Source organism: Eikenella sp. NML03-A-027 (assembly GCF_001648395.1).
Taxonomy (GTDB): domain Bacteria; phylum Pseudomonadota; class Gammaproteobacteria; order Burkholderiales; family Neisseriaceae; genus Eikenella; species Eikenella exigua.
Genome location: NZ_LXSM01000016.1, coordinates 66,832 through 83,657 on the forward strand (window position 1 = coordinate 66,832; position 16,826 = coordinate 83,657).

At 58.3% G+C, this 16,826-nt stretch carries 14 protein-coding genes; 6 read left to right on the plus strand and 8 right to left on the minus strand.

Annotated features, from left to right (window positions below; all coding sequences use genetic code 11):
- Positions 1-12: 12 nt before the first annotated feature.
- A complete protein-coding gene (uvrB, locus tag A7P96_RS05805) occupies positions 13-2,040 on the minus strand; it encodes an excinuclease ABC subunit UvrB (protein ID WP_067525491.1) in 2,028 nt (675 codons plus the stop codon).
- A 237-nt stretch (positions 2,041-2,277) separates the two neighbouring features.
- On the opposite strand from uvrB, the gene A7P96_RS05810 reads away from it, so the two are divergent.
- Together A7P96_RS05810 and A7P96_RS05815 are read left to right on the plus strand one after the other, a co-directional pair.
- Positions 2,278-2,814 carry a gamma carbonic anhydrase family protein gene (locus A7P96_RS05810; protein WP_067525494.1) on the plus strand — a complete coding sequence of 179 codons (537 nt, stop codon included), beginning with the start codon at positions 2,278-2,280 and terminating at the stop codon, positions 2,812-2,814.
- Positions 2,815-2,976: 162 nt separating this feature from the next.
- Complete coding sequence (locus A7P96_RS05815) at positions 2,977-3,165, plus strand: hypothetical protein (protein WP_067525496.1); 189 nt, start codon at positions 2,977-2,979, stop codon at positions 3,163-3,165.
- 97 nt (positions 3,166-3,262) lie between these two features.
- On the opposite strand, the gene A7P96_RS05820 is transcribed toward A7P96_RS05815, so the two are convergent.
- Positions 3,263-4,216: a DUF1853 family protein gene (locus tag A7P96_RS05820; RefSeq protein WP_067525498.1), complete on the minus strand. Its 954-nt coding sequence runs from the start codon at positions 4,214-4,216 to the stop codon at positions 3,263-3,265.
- A 205-nt stretch (positions 4,217-4,421) separates the two neighbouring features.
- On the opposite strand from A7P96_RS05820, the gene A7P96_RS05825 reads away from it, so the two are divergent.
- The 4 genes from A7P96_RS05825 (at position 4,422) to A7P96_RS05840 (ending at position 8,119) form a co-directional block, all read left to right on the plus strand.
- Positions 4,422-5,495, plus strand: coding sequence for an AI-2E family transporter (locus tag A7P96_RS05825; RefSeq protein ID WP_067525500.1), 1,074 nt, complete (start codon positions 4,422-4,424; stop codon positions 5,493-5,495).
- Between the two features lie 273 nt (positions 5,496-5,768).
- The gene (gene rpsT, locus A7P96_RS05830) at positions 5,769-6,032 is read left to right on the plus strand and encodes a 30S ribosomal protein S20 (RefSeq protein ID WP_003823349.1); all 264 of its coding nucleotides are present in this window, start codon (positions 5,769-5,771) and stop codon (positions 6,030-6,032) included.
- A 192-nt stretch (positions 6,033-6,224) separates the two neighbouring features.
- Positions 6,225-6,605: a holo-ACP synthase gene (acpS, locus tag A7P96_RS05835; protein ID WP_067438371.1), complete on the plus strand. Its 381-nt coding sequence runs from the start codon at positions 6,225-6,227 to the stop codon at positions 6,603-6,605.
- A gap of 167 nt (positions 6,606-6,772) precedes the next feature.
- Entirely contained in the window at positions 6,773-8,119 is a 1,347-nt protein-coding gene (locus A7P96_RS05840; protein ID WP_067525502.1) for an aldehyde dehydrogenase family protein, read from the plus strand.
- Between the two features lie 410 nt (positions 8,120-8,529).
- Here A7P96_RS05840 and A7P96_RS05845 read toward each other — a convergent pair whose 3' ends face one another.
- The 6 genes from A7P96_RS05845 to leuS all read right to left on the minus strand — a co-directional run bounded on the left by A7P96_RS05845 (position 8,530) and on the right by leuS (position 16,656).
- The gene (locus A7P96_RS05845) at positions 8,530-9,975 is read right to left on the minus strand and encodes a S41 family peptidase (RefSeq protein WP_067449223.1); all 1,446 of its coding nucleotides are present in this window, start codon (positions 9,973-9,975) and stop codon (positions 8,530-8,532) included.
- Between the two features lie 250 nt (positions 9,976-10,225).
- Positions 10,226-11,545 carry a murein hydrolase activator EnvC gene (locus A7P96_RS05850; RefSeq protein WP_067525504.1) on the minus strand — a complete coding sequence of 440 codons (1,320 nt, stop codon included), beginning with the start codon at positions 11,543-11,545 and terminating at the stop codon, positions 10,226-10,228.
- Positions 11,546-11,583: 38 nt separating this feature from the next.
- Positions 11,584-12,186, minus strand: coding sequence for a manganese efflux pump MntP family protein (locus A7P96_RS05855; protein ID WP_067525506.1), 603 nt, complete (start codon positions 12,184-12,186; stop codon positions 11,584-11,586).
- A 48-nt stretch (positions 12,187-12,234) separates the two neighbouring features.
- Positions 12,235-13,755 carry a 2,3-bisphosphoglycerate-independent phosphoglycerate mutase gene (gene gpmI / locus A7P96_RS05860; protein WP_067525508.1) on the minus strand — a complete coding sequence of 507 codons (1,521 nt, stop codon included), beginning with the start codon at positions 13,753-13,755 and terminating at the stop codon, positions 12,235-12,237.
- Positions 13,756-13,765: 10 nt separating this feature from the next.
- Positions 13,766-13,933 carry a hypothetical protein gene (locus A7P96_RS10740; RefSeq protein WP_156496288.1) on the minus strand — a complete coding sequence of 56 codons (168 nt, stop codon included), beginning with the start codon at positions 13,931-13,933 and terminating at the stop codon, positions 13,766-13,768.
- A gap of 77 nt (positions 13,934-14,010) precedes the next feature.
- Entirely contained in the window at positions 14,011-16,656 is a 2,646-nt protein-coding gene (gene leuS / locus A7P96_RS05865) for a leucine--tRNA ligase (RefSeq protein WP_067525510.1), read from the minus strand.
- Between the last annotated feature and the right edge of the window lie 170 nt (positions 16,657-16,826).

The window sequence follows — 16,826 nt, forward strand, 5'->3', positions numbered from 1 at the left end:
AGAAATATAAAACTATTCCGCACCAAACAACAAATTCTCCTTAATCCCCCGAATCCTATCCCTCAACACCGCCGCCTCTTCAAACTGCAAATCCCTAGCCGCCTGCTGCATGGCTTTTTCCAGTTTGGCGATTTCTTTAATCGCGTCTTCTTCGTTGTGAATCTCGCCGACTTTAACCTTGTTCTTGCCTTTCAGACGGCCTTTGCCGCCGTCTTCTTCGTGGTACACGCCGTCGATGATGTCTTTGACCTGTTTTTTAATCTGCTGCGGCACGATGCCGTGTTCTTCGTTGAATTTAATCTGTTTTTCGCGGCGGCGTTCGGTTTCGTCGATGGCGGCTTTCATGGAGTCGGTGATTTTGTCGGCGTACAGGATGGTGACGCCGTTCACGTTGCGCGCGGCGCGGCCTATGGTTTGAATCAGGCTGCGGTGCGAGCGCAGGAAGCCTTCTTTGTCGGCGTCGAGGATGGCGACGAGGGAGACTTCGGGGATGTCGAGGCCTTCGCGCAAGAGGTTGATGCCGACCAGCACGTCAAACAATCCGAGCCGCAAATCTCTAATGATTTCAACGCGCTCTACGGTGTCGATGTCGCTATGCAGGTAGCGCACTTTGATGCCGAGTTCGCTGTAATAGTCGGTGAGTTGCTCCGCCATGCGTTTGGTGAGGGTGGTAACGAGCACGCGTTCGCCTTTTTGGATGCGATCGTTGATTTCGCTCATTAAGTCGTCGACTTGGGTGGCGACGGGACGGATGATGATTTTGGGGTCGACCAACCCTGTGGGGCGGATGACTTGTTCGACCACTTGTCCGGCGTGTTCTTCTTCGTATTTGGCGGGGGTGGCGGAAACGAAGACGGTTTGCGGCATGACTTTTTCAAATTCGTGGAATTTGAGCGGGCGGTTGTCGCGGGCGGAAGGCAACCTGAAACCATAATCGACGAGGTTTTGCTTGCGCGATGCGTCGCCTTTGTACATGCCGCCGATTTGGGTAACGGTAACGTGGCTTTCGTCGATGAACATGATGGCGTTGCTTGGCAGGTAGTCCATCAGCGTGGGCGGCGGTTCGCCTTCTTTTTTGCCGGAGAAGTGGCGGGAGTAGTTTTCGATGCCTTTGCAGAAGCCCATTTCGTAGAGCATTTCGAGGTCGAAACGGGTGCGCTGTTCGATGCGTTGTTGTTCGACGGGGCGTTGTTCGCGGGCGAAAAATTCGATGCGTTCGCGCAATTCTTCTTTGATGGACTCGCAGGCGCGCAAGACGGTGTCGCGCGGGGTAACGTAGTGGCTGGACGGGAAGACGGTGTAGCGGCCGACGCGTTGGTGCAGGCTGCCTGAAAGCGGGTCGAACATATCGAGGCGGTCGATTTCGTCGTCGAACAGGCTGATGCGCAGGGCGTTTTCGGAGCTTTCGGCGGGGTACACGTCAATCACGTCGCCGCGTACGCGGAAGCTGCCGCGTTTGAAGTCCAAATCGCCGCGTTCGTACTGCATGGAAACGAGCGTGGCGATGATGTCGCGCTGCTCGATGGTGTCGCCTTCTTTGACGGACAACACCATTTGTTGATACTCGGTCGGGTCGCCGATACCGTAAATGGCGGATACGGTGGCGACGATAATCACGTCGTCGCGCGTCATCAGGTTTTTGGTGGCGGAAAGACGCATTTGCTCGATGTGTTCGTTGATCGCGCTGTCTTTTTCGATGAACAGGTCGCGGCTGGGCACATAGGCTTCGGGTTGGTAATAGTCATAGTAGGAGACGAAATATTCCACCGCGTTTTCGGGGAAAAACTCGCGCATTTCGGCATAAAGCTGGGCGGCAAGGGTTTTGTTGTGTGCCATGATGATGGCGGGGCGGCCGCTTTGCGCGATGACGTTCGCCATGGTGTAGGTTTTGCCCGAACCGGTTACGCCGAGCAGGGTTTGGTAGGCCAGGCCGTCTGAAAGCCCTTCGAGCAGGCCGGCAATGGCGGTGGGCTGGTCGCCTGCGGGCGGGAAGGGTTGGTGGAGTTTGAAGGGGGAGTTGGGGTATTGGATGATGTCCATGAGGCTACCTGAAAAAGCGCGGGCAAAGGTGGAATTATAACGCTAATGCGTGTGTTTGCTGCTGGGTGGCTGGGGAAGTTTCAGGTAGCCTTTTGTGGCAGGATAGAGCGGCAATGGGGGAGGGTGGTATTGTTATGCTGCCGGCTCAGTTTCTACACAGCTAAAACCACAGCCCGGCTTTGCCTCCATCCGATTTTCAGGTAGCCTTTGCGGCTTGATACGAACCAGGAGTTTTCCATGAGCAATATCCGCCCTTATTTGGATACCGTGCCGCAGGTGCATGGCAGTTGTTATCTCGATCCGCTATGTTTGGTGGCGGGGGATGTAGTGTTGGCCGAGGAGGTGTCGGTATGGCCGTTTGCCGTATTGCGCGGGGATGTGAACAGCATCCGTGTGGGGCGGGGCAGCAATATTCAAGATCATGTGATGCTGCATGTGAGCCACAAAACGGACAGCAAGCCGGAAGGTTCGCCGCTGATCATTGGCGAGGATTGCACCATCGGCCATCATGTTACGCTGCACGGCTGCACCGTTGGCAACCGTGTGTTGGTGGGAATGGGCAGTATTGTGTTGGATGATGTGGTGATTGAAGATGATGTGATGATTGGGGCGGGCAGCTTGGTGCCGCCGCGCAAACGGCTGGAAAGCGGCTATTTGTATGTGGGCTCGCCGGTAAAGCAAGTGCGGCGGCTTACGGCAGAGGAGCTGGCGTTTCTGCCTTATTCGGCGGCGCATTATGTGCGGGTGGCAGAGGGGCATAAGGCGGGCGGCTGATTTTAGTTTTGTAGAACCCCGTCGTCTTCGGCTACTTCGTTTTCATTTCGTGGAAGCGGGGGCTTTCAGGTAGCCTGCTGTGTCATAGAGGCTACCTGAAAATGATTGTGCTATTATTTGAAAATACTTGTTTTGTATTCAATTGGATGAAAGGAAAAAACCATGAAAGCAACATATCGATTGGCCGCTGCGGCGGTGTTGGCTGCCCTGTTGTCGGCCTGCGGTGCCGGCGTGGGCGTGAGCGGCGGCAACGGCCATGTGGGTGCGCGCGGCTCGGTAGATTTGGGCAACGGCAATAGCAGCGTTACGCCTTATGGCAAAGTGGGTGTGGGGGTGGAGGTAACGCGTTAAACGGTTTTACCTTCGGTTGATGCTGCCCCGTTTGAAAGGCTACCTGAAAACTGTTTGGATGGTTTCAGGTAGCCTTTTTGTTGTTCGGTATTGTTATTCAGCCGCGGCACATCAGGCGTTGTGTTTCGTGCCACATGCCGTCGGGGCGCGGTTCGACCACGGCGATGAGGCCGTGGGCTTGACAGGCAAGCTCGGCGGCACTGATGGTTTGCTCAAACGGAACGCGGGCGGGGGCGAGGTAGGCGAGTCGGGGCAGGGGGTGGAAGCGTTGTGCGGCTTGGGTGGGGGAGTCTGCCCATTGTGGGAGGAGGAGGCCGCTCCAGCCGAGGAGATTGAGGGGACTGCCGTTGAGGATGCCGTTTGGAGTGAAGCCGATGCCGCGGATGATGGTGGCGGTGTTGAGGGCTTGGCTAAAGTTTTTGGGTTGGAGGCAATCTGTTTTGCTCGTATTGGCTTCGCGGGGGCTTGCTTCGTTCGTTTTAGCTTCGCAGAAACTCGCTGCGCTCGTTTTCAGGTAGCCTTGGAGTGGGGCGGGCAGTTGGACGCGGGCTTGAGGGGTGCGGAAGAGGCGGCATTGTTGTTGCAGTTTGGCGGCTTTGCCAAGCAGGGTGTCGGTGGGGTTGAGGCCTTGGAAGTCGGCAGGCGTTGTGCCGCCGTAGTATTTGCAGGTGAGTTCGAGGTGGTAGAGGGCGGAGTCGAGCAGGCAGAGGAAGTCGGCGGCGCCGATGGTTTGGCCGCTTTCGCTGCGGACGGGGTGGTTGCGGGTGATGAGTTGGCAATGGGGGGCGTGGGCCAGCCAGAAGGCGAGCAGGCTTTCGGCGTAGTGACCTAGGCGGTGGCCGAAGGGGGCTTCTTGTTCGAGCCATTGCGTCAGTGGGGCAGGGGCGTCGTCGAGGCTGAGCAGGAAGCGGAAGCCTTGGCTGCCGAGCAGTCGGAGGATGGGGAGCTCGCAGCCGCTGTGCCATAGGGGCGGGGCGGTGAGTAGGGAGGCGAGGTCGCGCACGGCGGGGTGGCTCAGCCGCCACCAGATGGCATCGAGGGCGTAGTTCATGCTTGTGCGGGGAGGGAATGGGATGGCAGGAATGTAGCGATGGCGGGGTGGGCAGTCAAGTTGTCTCAAAAGGCTACCTGAAAAGGGGGCGTGGTTTCAGGTAGCCTTTCTTGTTGATTGTGTGTGAAATCATTTGTTTTTTATGGGTTGACACCGGATAATGCGTGCGACGCGGCGTGTGCCGGATGAATTAACGAGGCTGTGTATGTATAAAACGAAGAAGCGTGGCTGGCTGCCGTGGGTGGTTGGGGTATCGCTGTTGTTGGTGGTGGTGCTTTTAATTGTGCAGATGCGCGATGTGCTTTCGCCGTTTGTGGCGGCTGCGGTGTTGGCCTATATTTTGAACCCGCTGGTGGAAAAGCTTTGCCGACACAGGGTGCGGCGTGCGACGGCGGCGATGCTGGTGATGGTGTTTGCGTTGCTGCTGCTGGTGTTGTTGCTGTTGATTGTGGTGCCGATGTTGGTGCAGCAATTTGGCAGTTTGCTGGATAAACTGCCGGAATTGGTGGCATTTGCGCAAAATAAGGCGCTGCCCTGGATTAATCATATGCTGGGCACGCATTGGGTGTTAAACGACCAATCGGTATCGAAATGGCTGAGCGGCCATGTGGGTAGCGTTCAGGCAGGGCTTTCCAAGGCGTTGCCAGCCTTGCTGGAACAGGGCGGCAGTTTGGTAACCAGTTTTGGTAATTTGATGGTGCTGCCATTTTTGCTGTATTACTTCTTGCTGGATTGGTCGCGCTGGGCAGAGGGAATTAACACCATGATTCCGCGCCGCTATCTGGCGGCTTATACGCGTATCGGCGGTAATATGGATACGGTGTTGGGCGAATTTTTGCGCGGGCAGCTGATTGTAATGTTGATTATGGGCCTGCTCTATGGTTTGGGCCTGATGCTAGCTGGGTTGGAATCTGGCTTTGCTATTGGTATGGTGGCCGGGCTGTTGGTGTTCGTGCCTTATTTGGGCGCGTTCACCGGCCTGCTGCTGGCCACAATGGCTGCGTTGTTGCAGTTTGGCACTTGGCAGGGGCTGATTACGGTGTGGGCAGTGTTTGCCGTGGGGCAGTTTTTGGAAAGTTTCTTCATCACGCCGAAGATTGTGGGCGACCGCATCGGGCTTTCGCCGTTTTGGGTGATTTTCGCCTTGATGGCTTTCGGTAGCCTGCTGGGCTTTGTGGGCATGCTGCTGGCGCTGCCTTTGGCCGCGGTAACGCTGGTGTTGCTGCGCGAGGGTGTGGCGGCATATATGGATAGCGGGTTCTACCGGCGCGAGAAATAGTCGGGTAGGGCAGGCGTTGTTTGCAAAGGCTACCTGAAACGCAGCACGGCGGAATTTTGGTGTAACTAAAGTTTCAGGTAGCCTTTGGTTTGGCTTTGGAGGCTGGCTGGAAAATGCGCTAGGCCGTATCGGTTTTGTTGTATCAGGCAAACGTTCTTTCCCTACTTACCCGCCGTTTGCCGAAAATAGCTCGTGGCTGCTTGCATTTAGGCAACATCGCCAGTAAAATGCCGCGCTTACGGATTTTATTTTACTTATCAGGAGATTTTTCATATGGCCAATAGCGCCCAGGCACGCAAACGCGCCCGCCAGTCGCAGAAAAACCGTGCACACAATGCCAGCCTGCGTACTGCTTTCCGTACCGCAGTGAAGAAAGTTTTGAAGGTTGTGGAAAGTGGCGATAAAGCCGCCGCCCAAGCCGAATTCGTGGCAGCCACCAAAGTGATGGACCGCATCGCCGACAAAGGCGTGTTCCACAAAAACAAAGCCGCCCGCCACAAAAGCCGCTTGGCTGCCAAAATCAAAGCCATGGCCTAAGCCGCTTACTGCATAAACGTTGCCGCATCTTGCAAATAGATGCGGCTTTGTTTTGCGCGGAAGATTTGCAGAACGGCTGTGAGGCTACCTGAAAAATATGCCAATCCCGGCAAGCCTCTGCCGTCCCACCTGTAAGGCTGCAGCCAAAATGCGCTACAATGCGCCCACTATCTTGCACAACAGGAATACTCAATGATCTACGGCATCGGCACCGACATCCTGCGTATCGAGCGCATCGAGCAGCTATACGACAAATACGGCCAGGCATTGGCCGAACGCCTGCTCAGCCGCATCGAACTTTTGGAGTGGCGCTCCGTCGGCAACAAGGTAAACTTCCTGGCCAAGCGGTTTGCCGCCAAAGAAGCCTTTGCTAAAGCCGTGCACACCGGCTTGCGCTCGCCGGTAACACTGCACCACATTTCCATCGCCCACGACAAACTCGGCCGCCCGGAATTCGTGGTGGAGCCGCCCTTGCAGGAATGGCTGCGCCAACAAGGTATCGGGCGGGTGCATTTGAGCCTGAGCGACGACAACGGCGCGGTGGTAGCCTTCGTCGTGGCCGAAAAAGAGTAGGGCAAAGCAGTTTAGAAAAATAATAAAAACAATCGCATCAAGTTTTAGTTTCGCAGAAGCCAGCAGGGCTTGTTTTAGCTTCGTTAAAGCTGCGCTTTCAGGTAGCCTGCTGCATGGGCTGCCCGCTAAAACCATTTAATCCAAAGCAAATAGAGAAAGGAAACACCATGTTCTATAGCCGAAACGTCGTCAGCAACACCTTGCTATACGAACGCCCCGCCGACAGCATGGACGCCTTCAGCCAAAACCTGGCCGAAATGCGCACCGCCCAGCGCCGCTTTGCCGCTGCCGGCGTACAGGCGCGGGTGGCTATGCTTGCTGCCTTTGCCGACCGCCTCGAAGCCGAAAAAACCAAGCTCGCCCGCATGATTTGCGAAGAAGTCGGCCGCTGCCTGCGCGAATGCGAAGCCGAGATGGACAAATCCGTCTCCCTCATCCGCTATTATGTGAAGCTCGCCCCCCAGCTTCTGCAACACCAAACCATCGCCACCCAGGCCAGCCTCAGCCAAGTACGCTTCGAGCCCTTGGGCGTGGTACTGGCCGTGATGCCGTGGAACTACCCCGTGTGGCAGATTATCCGATTTGCCGTGCCAGCCCTCTGCTCCGGCAATGCCTGTTTGGTGAAACCCGCGCCCAGCGTGGCTCGTGTAACCGCCGCCTTGTTTGATATTGTTGGCAGCGAATTGCCCTGGCGAGCCACTTGGTTGGCACACGAAGATGTGGAATACGCCATTGCCAAAACCGATGCCTTGGCCTTTACCGGCTCTGCCGACGTCGGCCGCCGCCTGGCCGGCTACGCCGGAAGCCATCTGAAAAAATCCGTGATGGAACTCGGCGGCAGCAACGCCTTCATCGTGCTCGACGATGCCGACATCGCCCAAGCCGCCGCCGATGCCTGCTACGCCCGCTTCCGCGATGCCGGCCAATCCTGCAACGCCGGCAAACGCATCATCCTCACCAAAGGCATCGCCGCAGAATTCACCCGCCTCTTCCTCGAACACTGCCGCCGCCTCACCCCCGGCTGTCCGCTCGATCCCGACACCACCCTCGCCCCGCTGCACCGCAAAGACCTGCAGTTGCAAGTGCACGAACAAGTGCAAGACGCGCTCGAACACGGCGCCAAACTGCTGCTCGGCGGCGAGCTGCCCAACGAAGCCGACACCACTTTCTACCCCGCCACCGTGCTCGACAACATCACTCCCGCCTGCCGCATGTACCGTGAAGAAGTGTTCGGCCCCGCCGTGGGCATTTTCCACGCCCGCGATGCTGCCGACGCCGTGCGCCTGGCCAACGACAACCCCTTCGGGCTCGGTGCCAGTATCTACTCCGCCAACCTCGACAAAGCCTGGGAGCTTGGCCAGCAAATCGAAGCCGGCAGCGTATTCATCAACCGCCACACCAGCAGCGACCTGCGCCTGCCCTTCGGCGGCGTGAAAGACTCCGGCTTCGGGCGCGAACTTTCCGAATTTGGCTTGTATGAATTTGTGAACGTGAAGGCATATTGGCAGAAATAGCGCAGCAGAAGGCTACCTGAAAGCGCAGCTTCAACGCAGTTAAAACGATGTTTGGGCGCAGCCCAAACTGAGTTTTTGCGAAGCTAAAACGGCAGCCCCGTAGGCCGGTTCGCAGCCGGGCGGTATTGCCGCACCGATGCCGGATTATTTTCAGGTAGCCTCTATGCCACAGCAAAGGCTACCTGAAAGAGTAAGTACCAACAAAGTTTCAATCGGTCTCTCATGTTTCAATCTCTAGCCGGAACACATTTTTCACAAGACGGCGAGCTGCAGACAATATGGCAGTAGTAGGATGAGCTAATGCCTCATGAAGAGAAGTGCCTTGGCTATTTCCGAACACTGTGGTGCAAGCGCAATATAAAAGGCTACCTGAAATATTTTCAGGTAGCCTTTTTGCTTGCTTAATCCGCTTAGTGCTCAATCGGTTTGGCCGGGCGGGTAGCGGCCTGGCCCAAGGAGGCGCGCCATTGTTGTGGAGCTTTCACCAGTTCCAAAGCGCGGCGCAATTGGTCGTCTTTGGCCGGATCGGGTTTGTAGCGAGTGGCGGGGTTGTTGTCGGCCTCGTCTTTGGCAGCGGGCTCGGAGGCGGCTTTGTTTTCGGCGCTGTGGTTGTTCAGTGCACGGCCGCGCACTTCGTGGCCGCCGTTGGGGTTGCTCAGGTGGCCGGAGAGGTCGGCTTCGCGGCTTTCATAACGGCGGGTTTTATCAGCCACTTCCACGTCGGGCATGATACCTTGGGCTTGTATGGAGCGGCCGCTGGGGGTGTAGTAGAGCTGGGTGGTGATCTTCAGCGCGCCGCCATTGGAAAGGGGCATCACGGATTGTACGGAGCCTTTGCCGAAGCTTTGGGTGCCCACAATCACGGCGCGTTTGTGGTCTTGCAGGGCGCCGGCCACGATCTCGGAGGCGGAGGCGGAGCCGGAGTTAATCAACACGGTGATGGGGATGGTTTTAAATTCGGCAGGCAGGCCAGCAAGAGGGTCTTTGCTGCTGCCGATTTGGTAGTCGGCGGGCTGGGCTTTGAGATTCATGTTTTCTTTGCCGTTGCGGCCTTTGGTACTCACCACGAGCTGGCCATTTTGCAGGAAGGCGGCAGATACGCCCACTGCGCCATTGAGCAGGCCGCCAGGGTCGTCGCGCAGGTCGATGACGAGGCCTTTGAGAGGGCCGCCGTTGGTGCGGCGCATAGTTTGCAGAGCCTCAACCATAGCAGGCACGGTACGTTCTTGGAACTGACTGATACGTAGGTAGCCGTAGCTGGGCTCGATGAGGTCGTGGCGCACGCTGCGCACTTTGATGATGGCGCGGGTAAGGGTAACCACGATGGGCTGGGGCGCGTCTTTTCGGGTGAGGGTAAGGGTGATTTTGGTGCCGGGCTCGCCGCGCATGCGCTTCACGGCATCGTTTACACTCATGTTGCGGGTGGAGGCATCATCGATTTTGATGATGTAGTCGCCACTTTGGATACCGGCACGTTCGGCCGGCGTATCTTCAATCGGGGCAACGATCTTGATGAAGTTATTTTCAGAACTGACCTCCATGCCTAAGCCGCCGAATTCACCTTTAGTATTTTCCTGCAGGTCGGCATAGTCTTTGGTGTTCATGTATTCGGAGTGCGGATCGAGGTGGGCAACCATGCCTTTGAGCGCGCCTTCGAGGATTTCGTCGTCGGTTTTGTCTTGATAGTAGTTGGCTTTCACCTGGCTGTACACTTCGGCCATGGTGCGCAGGGAATCCACGGGCAGGGGCTGCTGGCTGCGGGTTTCGGCAAAGCTCTGCATGCTCAGGCTCACGGCGATGCCGGTGAAGGTGCCCAGGGTGTAGAGGGCGATTTTTTTGAAGGTGTTGTTGGACATAATGGGTTTTTGTCTTTCAGTTTGCTGATTAGGTGGCTGGGATGGTTTGCAGTGGCGGGGCTATTTGGTTTTCAGGTAGCCTGCTGCTCAGCCAGATTGAACTTTAGGCAAATTTTCTTGTTCCAGCAAGGGGGTGGGGGTAAATAAATGCTAAATGGGGAATTTTAGCAGGTTCTGTGTGAGTGGAGGCTGCCTGAAAATGTAGCGCAGCGAGGTTTCTGCAAAGCTAAAGGTCGACTGTTTGGTTTGATTAATTTACCCATGAAGTGGGATTCATGGCTTGGTTACGGTAGCGGATTTCGAAGTAGAGGCCGTTTTCGCCGTCGGGGAGGCTGCCGCTGCGGCCGATGGTTTGGCGGGCGGATACGCGGCTGCCTGCGCCGGCGCTGATTTGGGAGAGGCCGGTGTAGATGCTGAGGTAGCCGCTGCCGTGGTCGACGATGACGGTGTTGCCGTAGCCTTGCAGTGGGGCGGCGTAGGCGACTTCACCTTCGGCGATACTGCGCACGGCGGTGGGCGGGGTGCTGATGAAGAGGCCTTTCCAGGTACCGCCGCCGGGACGGGCTTGGCCGAAGCGGCCGCTGATGCTGCCACTGGCAGGGCGTTGCAGGCGGCCTTGCATGCGGCTGAAGCCGTGACTTTGCGGCTCTTGGGCTTCGGGGGCTTCGAGGGCGAGGTCTTCGGCGGTGAGGGTGTTGCGGTTGGGGTTTTCTGGTGTTGGGGTGTCGTGGTGACGGGCTTCGTTGCGTTCGCTTTCAGGTAGCCTTTGGGGGCGTGGGGTGGGTTTGTTGCCGTTTTGGGCTTGCTGCGGGCGGCGTTGGCGCAGGGCTTGGGCTCGGCGCTGGCGTTCGGCTTCCTGCCGTTGGGCGGAGCGGCGGCTGAGGCTGGCGATGAGGCCGTTGAGGCGGCTTTCGTTTTGGCGCAGGGTTTGCAGCTTGGCGGTTTCGCGGCTGATGTCTTGCTCGAGGCTTTGCTGTTGGCGTTGCTGCTGTTGCTGTTGGCGGCCGAGGCGGGCGGCGGTGGTTTGCTGTTGGCGTTTGAGGGCGTCGAGCCGCTTCAGCTGCTCGTTGATGCTGTCTTGCTGCTGTTTGAGCTCTTGGCGGTTGTGTTGCAGCTGGGTGAGGGCTTCGGCGTTGGCTTGGTTGAGGTGGCGCAGGTATTCGAGGTGGCGGCCTTTCTGCTGGGGGTCGGCGTTTTGCAGAAACAGGGTTACGGCGTTGGGCTGCTGATTGCGATAACGGCTGTTGAGCAGGCGGGCGGCTTGGGCTTGGGTGTTTTGGATGCGGGTTTGCAGGCTGTCGAGCTTGGCCTGCATGGCTTGCAGCTCGCGCCAGGCGGTTTGGCGGCTGCGGGTGAGGCGGTCGAGCTCGCGGCGCACGGTGTCGAGTTCGCTTTGGGTTTGGCGGATGTTGCTTTGCAGCTGGCGTTGTTCGCTTTGCTGCTGTTGGAGTTTGCGGTTGCTCTCGCCGATGGCGCGCTGCACTTGGCGCAGGTCGTCTTTGGGTGCGGCGGCGGCGGGCAGGGCGCTGCAGAGGAGGGCGAGGAGGATGAGGATTTTACTGGGGTTCATGAGGCTACCTGAAAAGGGAGAGGCTACCTGAAAAGGGTTTAGAGGAAATGGAGGTGTTCGGCAAGGATGAGTGTGCCGATGCCGATGAGTATGAGGCTGCCGAGGATTTCGGCGCGTTTGCCGATGGCGCTGCCCAGGAGGCTGCCCAAGCGCAGGCCGAGGGCGGCCATGATGGTGGTGGCCAGGCCGATGGTGAGGGCGGTGAGCAGGATGTTGACTTCGAGGAAGGCCAGGCCGACGCCGACGATCATGGAGTCGATGCTGGTGGCGAAGGCAATGGCGACGAGCATGAGCGGCGAGGGCGGGCGGCGGCCGGATTGGCCGCTTTCGGGCTTCGCCTCTGCAGATTGTTCCCCGGCGGGCTGTTCCGGCTGCAGCGCGCCGTAAATCATGCGCAGGCCGAGTAGGAGCAGCAGGCTGAAGGCGATCCAGTGGTCCCAATCGGCGATGTAGCGTTGTGCCACTGAGCCGATTGCCCAGCCGATGAGCGGGGTGAGAGCTTCCACACTGCCAAACACGGCTGCGGTACGCAGTGTACCTCGGCGGGTGGGCGTGCCGATGGCGGCGCCTTGGGCGATGGCGGCGGCGAAGGCGTCCATAGACATGCCGAAGGCGAGGGCGAGGATGGTGAGGAAGCTCATGGCGGGTGGAGGCTACCTGAAGCTTTCAGGTAGCCTGCTGCTGGGCGGTCAAACAAACTCAATCAGGCTCTCGCCGCTCATTTCCTGCGGCTTGGGCAGGCCGAGCATGGCGAGGAGGGTGGGGGCGATGTCTTTCAGCGCGCCGCCGGCTTTGATGCGGGCGGGGCGGCCCACATACAGGAAGGGTACGGGGTTGGTGGTGTGCTGGGTGTGCGGCTGGCCGTTGGCGGGGTCGAACATCTGCTCGCAGTTGCCGTGGTCGGCGGTAATCAGCACTTCGCCGCCGGCTGCTTGGGCGGCGGCCACGATTTTGCCCACGCAGTCGTCGAGTGTTTCCACTGCTTTGATGGTGGCGGCCAGCACACCGCTGTGGCCGACCATGTCGCCGTTGGCGAAGTTGCACAGAATCACATCGAAACGCTTGGCGGCGAGGCTGTCGAGGATGTGTTGGCACACTTGCGGTGCGCTCATTTCGGGCTGCAAATCGTAGGTGGCGACTTTGGGCGAGGGCACGAGGATGCGCTCTTCGCCGGGATAGGGCTCTTCGCGGCCGCCGCTGAGGAAGTAGGTAACGTGCGGATATTTCTCGGTTTCGGCAATGCGCAGCTGGCTGATGCCTTGGGCGGACAGGTATTCGCCCAGGCCGTTGCGGATGCTTTCTTGGGCAAACAGCACGGGGAAGCGGTATTGGCTGCCGTAGCTGGTGAGCGAGGTGAAATAGCCGGGGCGGAAGCGCTGTTGGCGCGGGAAGCCTTGGAAATCGTCGAACAGTAGGGCTTGGGTGAGTTCGCGGGCGCGGTCGGCGCGGAAGTTCATGAAGACAACCGTATCGCCGTCGTGCAGGGCGGCTGCGGGGTCGATTACGGTGGGTTGCACGAATTCGTCGTGTTCGCCGCGTTCATAGGCGGCGGCCAGGGCCTGCAGCGGCGTGTCGGCGCGGAACGGGGCTTGGCCGAACAGGGCGTTGTAGGCCTGCTCAACGCGCTCCCAGCGGTTGTCGCGGTCCATGGCGAAGAAGCGGCCGACCACGCAGCCCACTTTCACTTGTGGGTGTTGCTCGCAATAGCTTTGCAGGGTTTTCAGGTAGCCTTCCGCACTTTGCGGCGGGGTATCGCGGCCGTCTAGGAAGGGGTGGAACACGATTTTCTGCATACCGGCGGCCAGGGCGGCGTCGGCCACGGCGAAGAAGTGGTTGATGTGGCTGTGTACGCCGCCGTCGGAGAAGCAGCCGAGCAGGTGTACGGTTTTCGTGGGGCTTTGCCAGGCGGCGGTGAGGGCAGGGTTTTGCGCGAGCGAGCCATTTTCGATGGCCATATCGATGCGCGTTATGTCTTGCGCCACCACGCGGCCGGCGCCGATATTCAAATGCCCCACTTCGGAGTTGCCGAACTGGCCGGAGGGCAGGCCCACCATGCGTTCGGAGGCGTCGATCGTGCCGTAGGCGTATTGGGCTTTGAGGCGGTCGAAATTGGGGGTGTTGGCGAGGAGGACGGAGTTGTCGTCGCCTTCGAGGCGGTGGCCGAAGCCGTCGAGAATGAGGAGGACGATGGGTTTGGTGAGCTTGCTCATGGTGTGCGTTTCAGATGGAAATTGGGATGACGGCATTATATAGCGGATTGGGTGAGAATTGAATGCGGGGGGAGGGCAGGGTGTTGTTTGGGAAGAGGGTTGGGCAAAGGGGGTGGTACATAAAGGCTACCTGAAATTTCAGGTAGCCTTCGTATTGCGGCGGGGAGATGATTACCAAGTTTTTTCTTGCTGAAAAACAGGCTACCTGAAGAAGCTAAATCGGTTTTCAGGTAGCCTTTATTCAACCAAACGGCCTTACACCACGATATTCACCAGCCGTTTCGGCACCACGATGATTTTCTTCGGCTCTTTGCCTTCCATAAACTTCTGCGCACCGGCAGTGGCGAGAGCGGCAGCTTCGATGGTGGCTTTGTCGGCCTCGGCAGGAACAGTGATTTTATCGCGCAGTTTGCCGTTTACCTGCACCATCATCTCCATCTCGGTTTGCACCAGCGCGGCAGGGTCGGCTTTTGGCCAGGGCTGTTGCCACACATTACCGCCCTCGCGCAGCTGCTCCCAAAGGTTTTCGCAAATATGCGGCACGATGGGCCACAGCAGAAGCAGTACGGTTTCGAGAGTTTCCTGCGCCACTTCGCGGCCGTGTGTTTCGGCGAATGCGCCGTTTTTGGCGGTGGCATCGTATTGGTTCAGCAGCTCCATCACGGCGGCGATGGCGGTGTTGAACTGCTGGCGGCGGTCGTAGTCGTCCGTTACTTTGGCGATGGTGCTGTGCAGTTTGAAGCGCAGGTCTTTCAGGCTGCCTGACAAGGCTTCCTGGCTACCTGAAAACTTGCTCGCGCCGCTGCCGCCGTTTTGCACGAATTCGTACACGGTGCGCCACAGGCGGCGCAGGAAGCGGTGAGCGCCTTCCACGCCTGCGTCCGACCATTCCAGCGACTGTTCGGGCGGGCTGGCGAACATCATAAACAGGCGGGCGGTGTCCGCGCCGTAGGCATCGATGATTTGCTGCGGGTCCACGCCGTTGTTTTTGGATTTGGACATTTTTTCCACGCCGCCAATCACCACGGGCTGCCCGTCTGCTTCCAGCACAGCGGATACAGGGCGGCCTTTGTCGTCGGTCTGCACGCGCACTTCGGCGGGGTTGAACCAGGTTTTTTTGCCGTCCGCGCTTTCGCGGTAATACGTCGCCGCCAGCACCATGCCCTGCGTGAGCAGCTGTTTGAACGGCTCGCGAACGGACACGATGCCTTCGTCGTTCATCAGCTTGGTGAAGAAACGGGCGTACAAAAGGTGCAGAATGGCGTGTTCGATGCCGCCGATATACTGGTTGGCCTGCCCCCAATACGCGGCGGCTTCGGGCGCAACCATGTGCACATCGTCGCGCGGCGACATATAGCGGAACTGGTACCAGCTTGATTCCACAAACGTGTCCATGGTGTCGGTTTCGCGCTTGGCCGCGCCGCCGCATTTCGGACATTTTATCTCGTAAAATTCGGGCATTTTGGCCAGCGGCGAACCTGCGCCGTCGGGCACGACGTTTTCAGGCAGCACCACGGGCAAGTCTTGTTCGGGCACGGGCACGTCGCCGCAGGTATCGCAATGGATAATCGGCACGGGGCAGCCCCAATAGCGTTGGCGCGAAATGCCCCAGTCGCGCAGGCGGTATTGCGTTTTCGGTTCGCCCGCAGAAGCAGCCTGCAACTTGACGGCAATGGCATCGAAGGCAGCCTGAAAATTCAAACCGTTGAATTCGTTGCTGTTTACCAGCACACCGTTTTCCTTATCGGCATACCAATCCTGCCATTGCGCCGCATCAAACGGCTGGCTGTCCACGCTAATCACCTGCTTAATCGGCAGATGATACTGTTTGGCAAAGGCGAAATCGCGTTCGTCATGCGCGGGCACGGCCATCACCGCGCCGTCGCCGTAGCCCCACAGCACATAGTTCGCCACCCACACTTCCAGCCGCTCGCCGTTGAGCGGGTTGATGACGAAGCGGCCGGTGGGCATGCCTTTTTTCTCCATGGTCGCCATATCGGCTTCCGCCACGCTGCCCGCCTTGCATTCGGCAATGAACGCTTGCAGTGCAGGCTGCTTTTCGGCAGCGGCAGTGGCCAGCGGATGCTCGGCGGCCACGGCCACATAAGTCGCGCCCATCAGCGTGTCGGGGCGGGTGGTATACACCTGCATAAACTCGCGGTGGCTTTCAGGTAGCCCTTCGCGACTGTCGGCGGCTACCTGAAAACGCACCGTCATGCCGCGCGATTTGCCAATCCAGTTGCGCTGCATGGTTTTCACTTGTTCCGGCCAGTCCAAATCGTCCAAATCCGCCAGCAGTTGCTCGGCATAATCGGTGATTTTGAAGTAGTACATCGGGATTTCGCGCTTTTCCACCAGCGCGCCGGAACGCCAGCCGCGCCCGTCAATCACCTGCTCGTTGGCCAGCACGGTTTGATCGACTGGGTCCCAGTTCACCGTGCCCAACTTCTTGTACACAATGCCTTTTTCAAACAGCTTGGTAAACAGGAGCTGCTCCCAGCGGTAGTATTCCGGGCGGCAGGTGGCGATTTCGCGCTCCCAATCCAGCGCAAAGCCCAGGCTCTGCAACTGCTTGCGCATATAGGCAATGTTTTCATACGTCCATTTGGACGGCGCAACTTGGTGGTTAATCGCCGCATTTTCGGCGGGCATGCCGAACGCGTCCCAACCCATTGGCTGCAACACGTTGAACCCCTGCATTTTTTTGAAGCGGCTGCGCACATCGCCGATGGTGTAGTTGCGCACATGCCCCATGTGCAGCTTGCCGCTGGGATAGGGGAACATGGAGAGGCAGTAGAATTTGGGTTTGGAAGCGTCTTCGGACACATTGAACATGCGTTCAGCAGCCCATTTTTTCTGCGCAGCGGGTTCGGTGAGTGAGGGTTGGTAGTGTTCTTGCATGATGAGGTTTTGCCGATGGTTTCGGATAGATTGAAAAACTATGGATTATAAGCCAGCAGCGGGCGCTACGCCAAACGGGATGACGGCGGGAAAATCAATTAGGAATGATACAGCGTTAGCTTGCCTTACTAACCTGTACTGTCTATGGCTAGCCACCTGATCTCATTCCT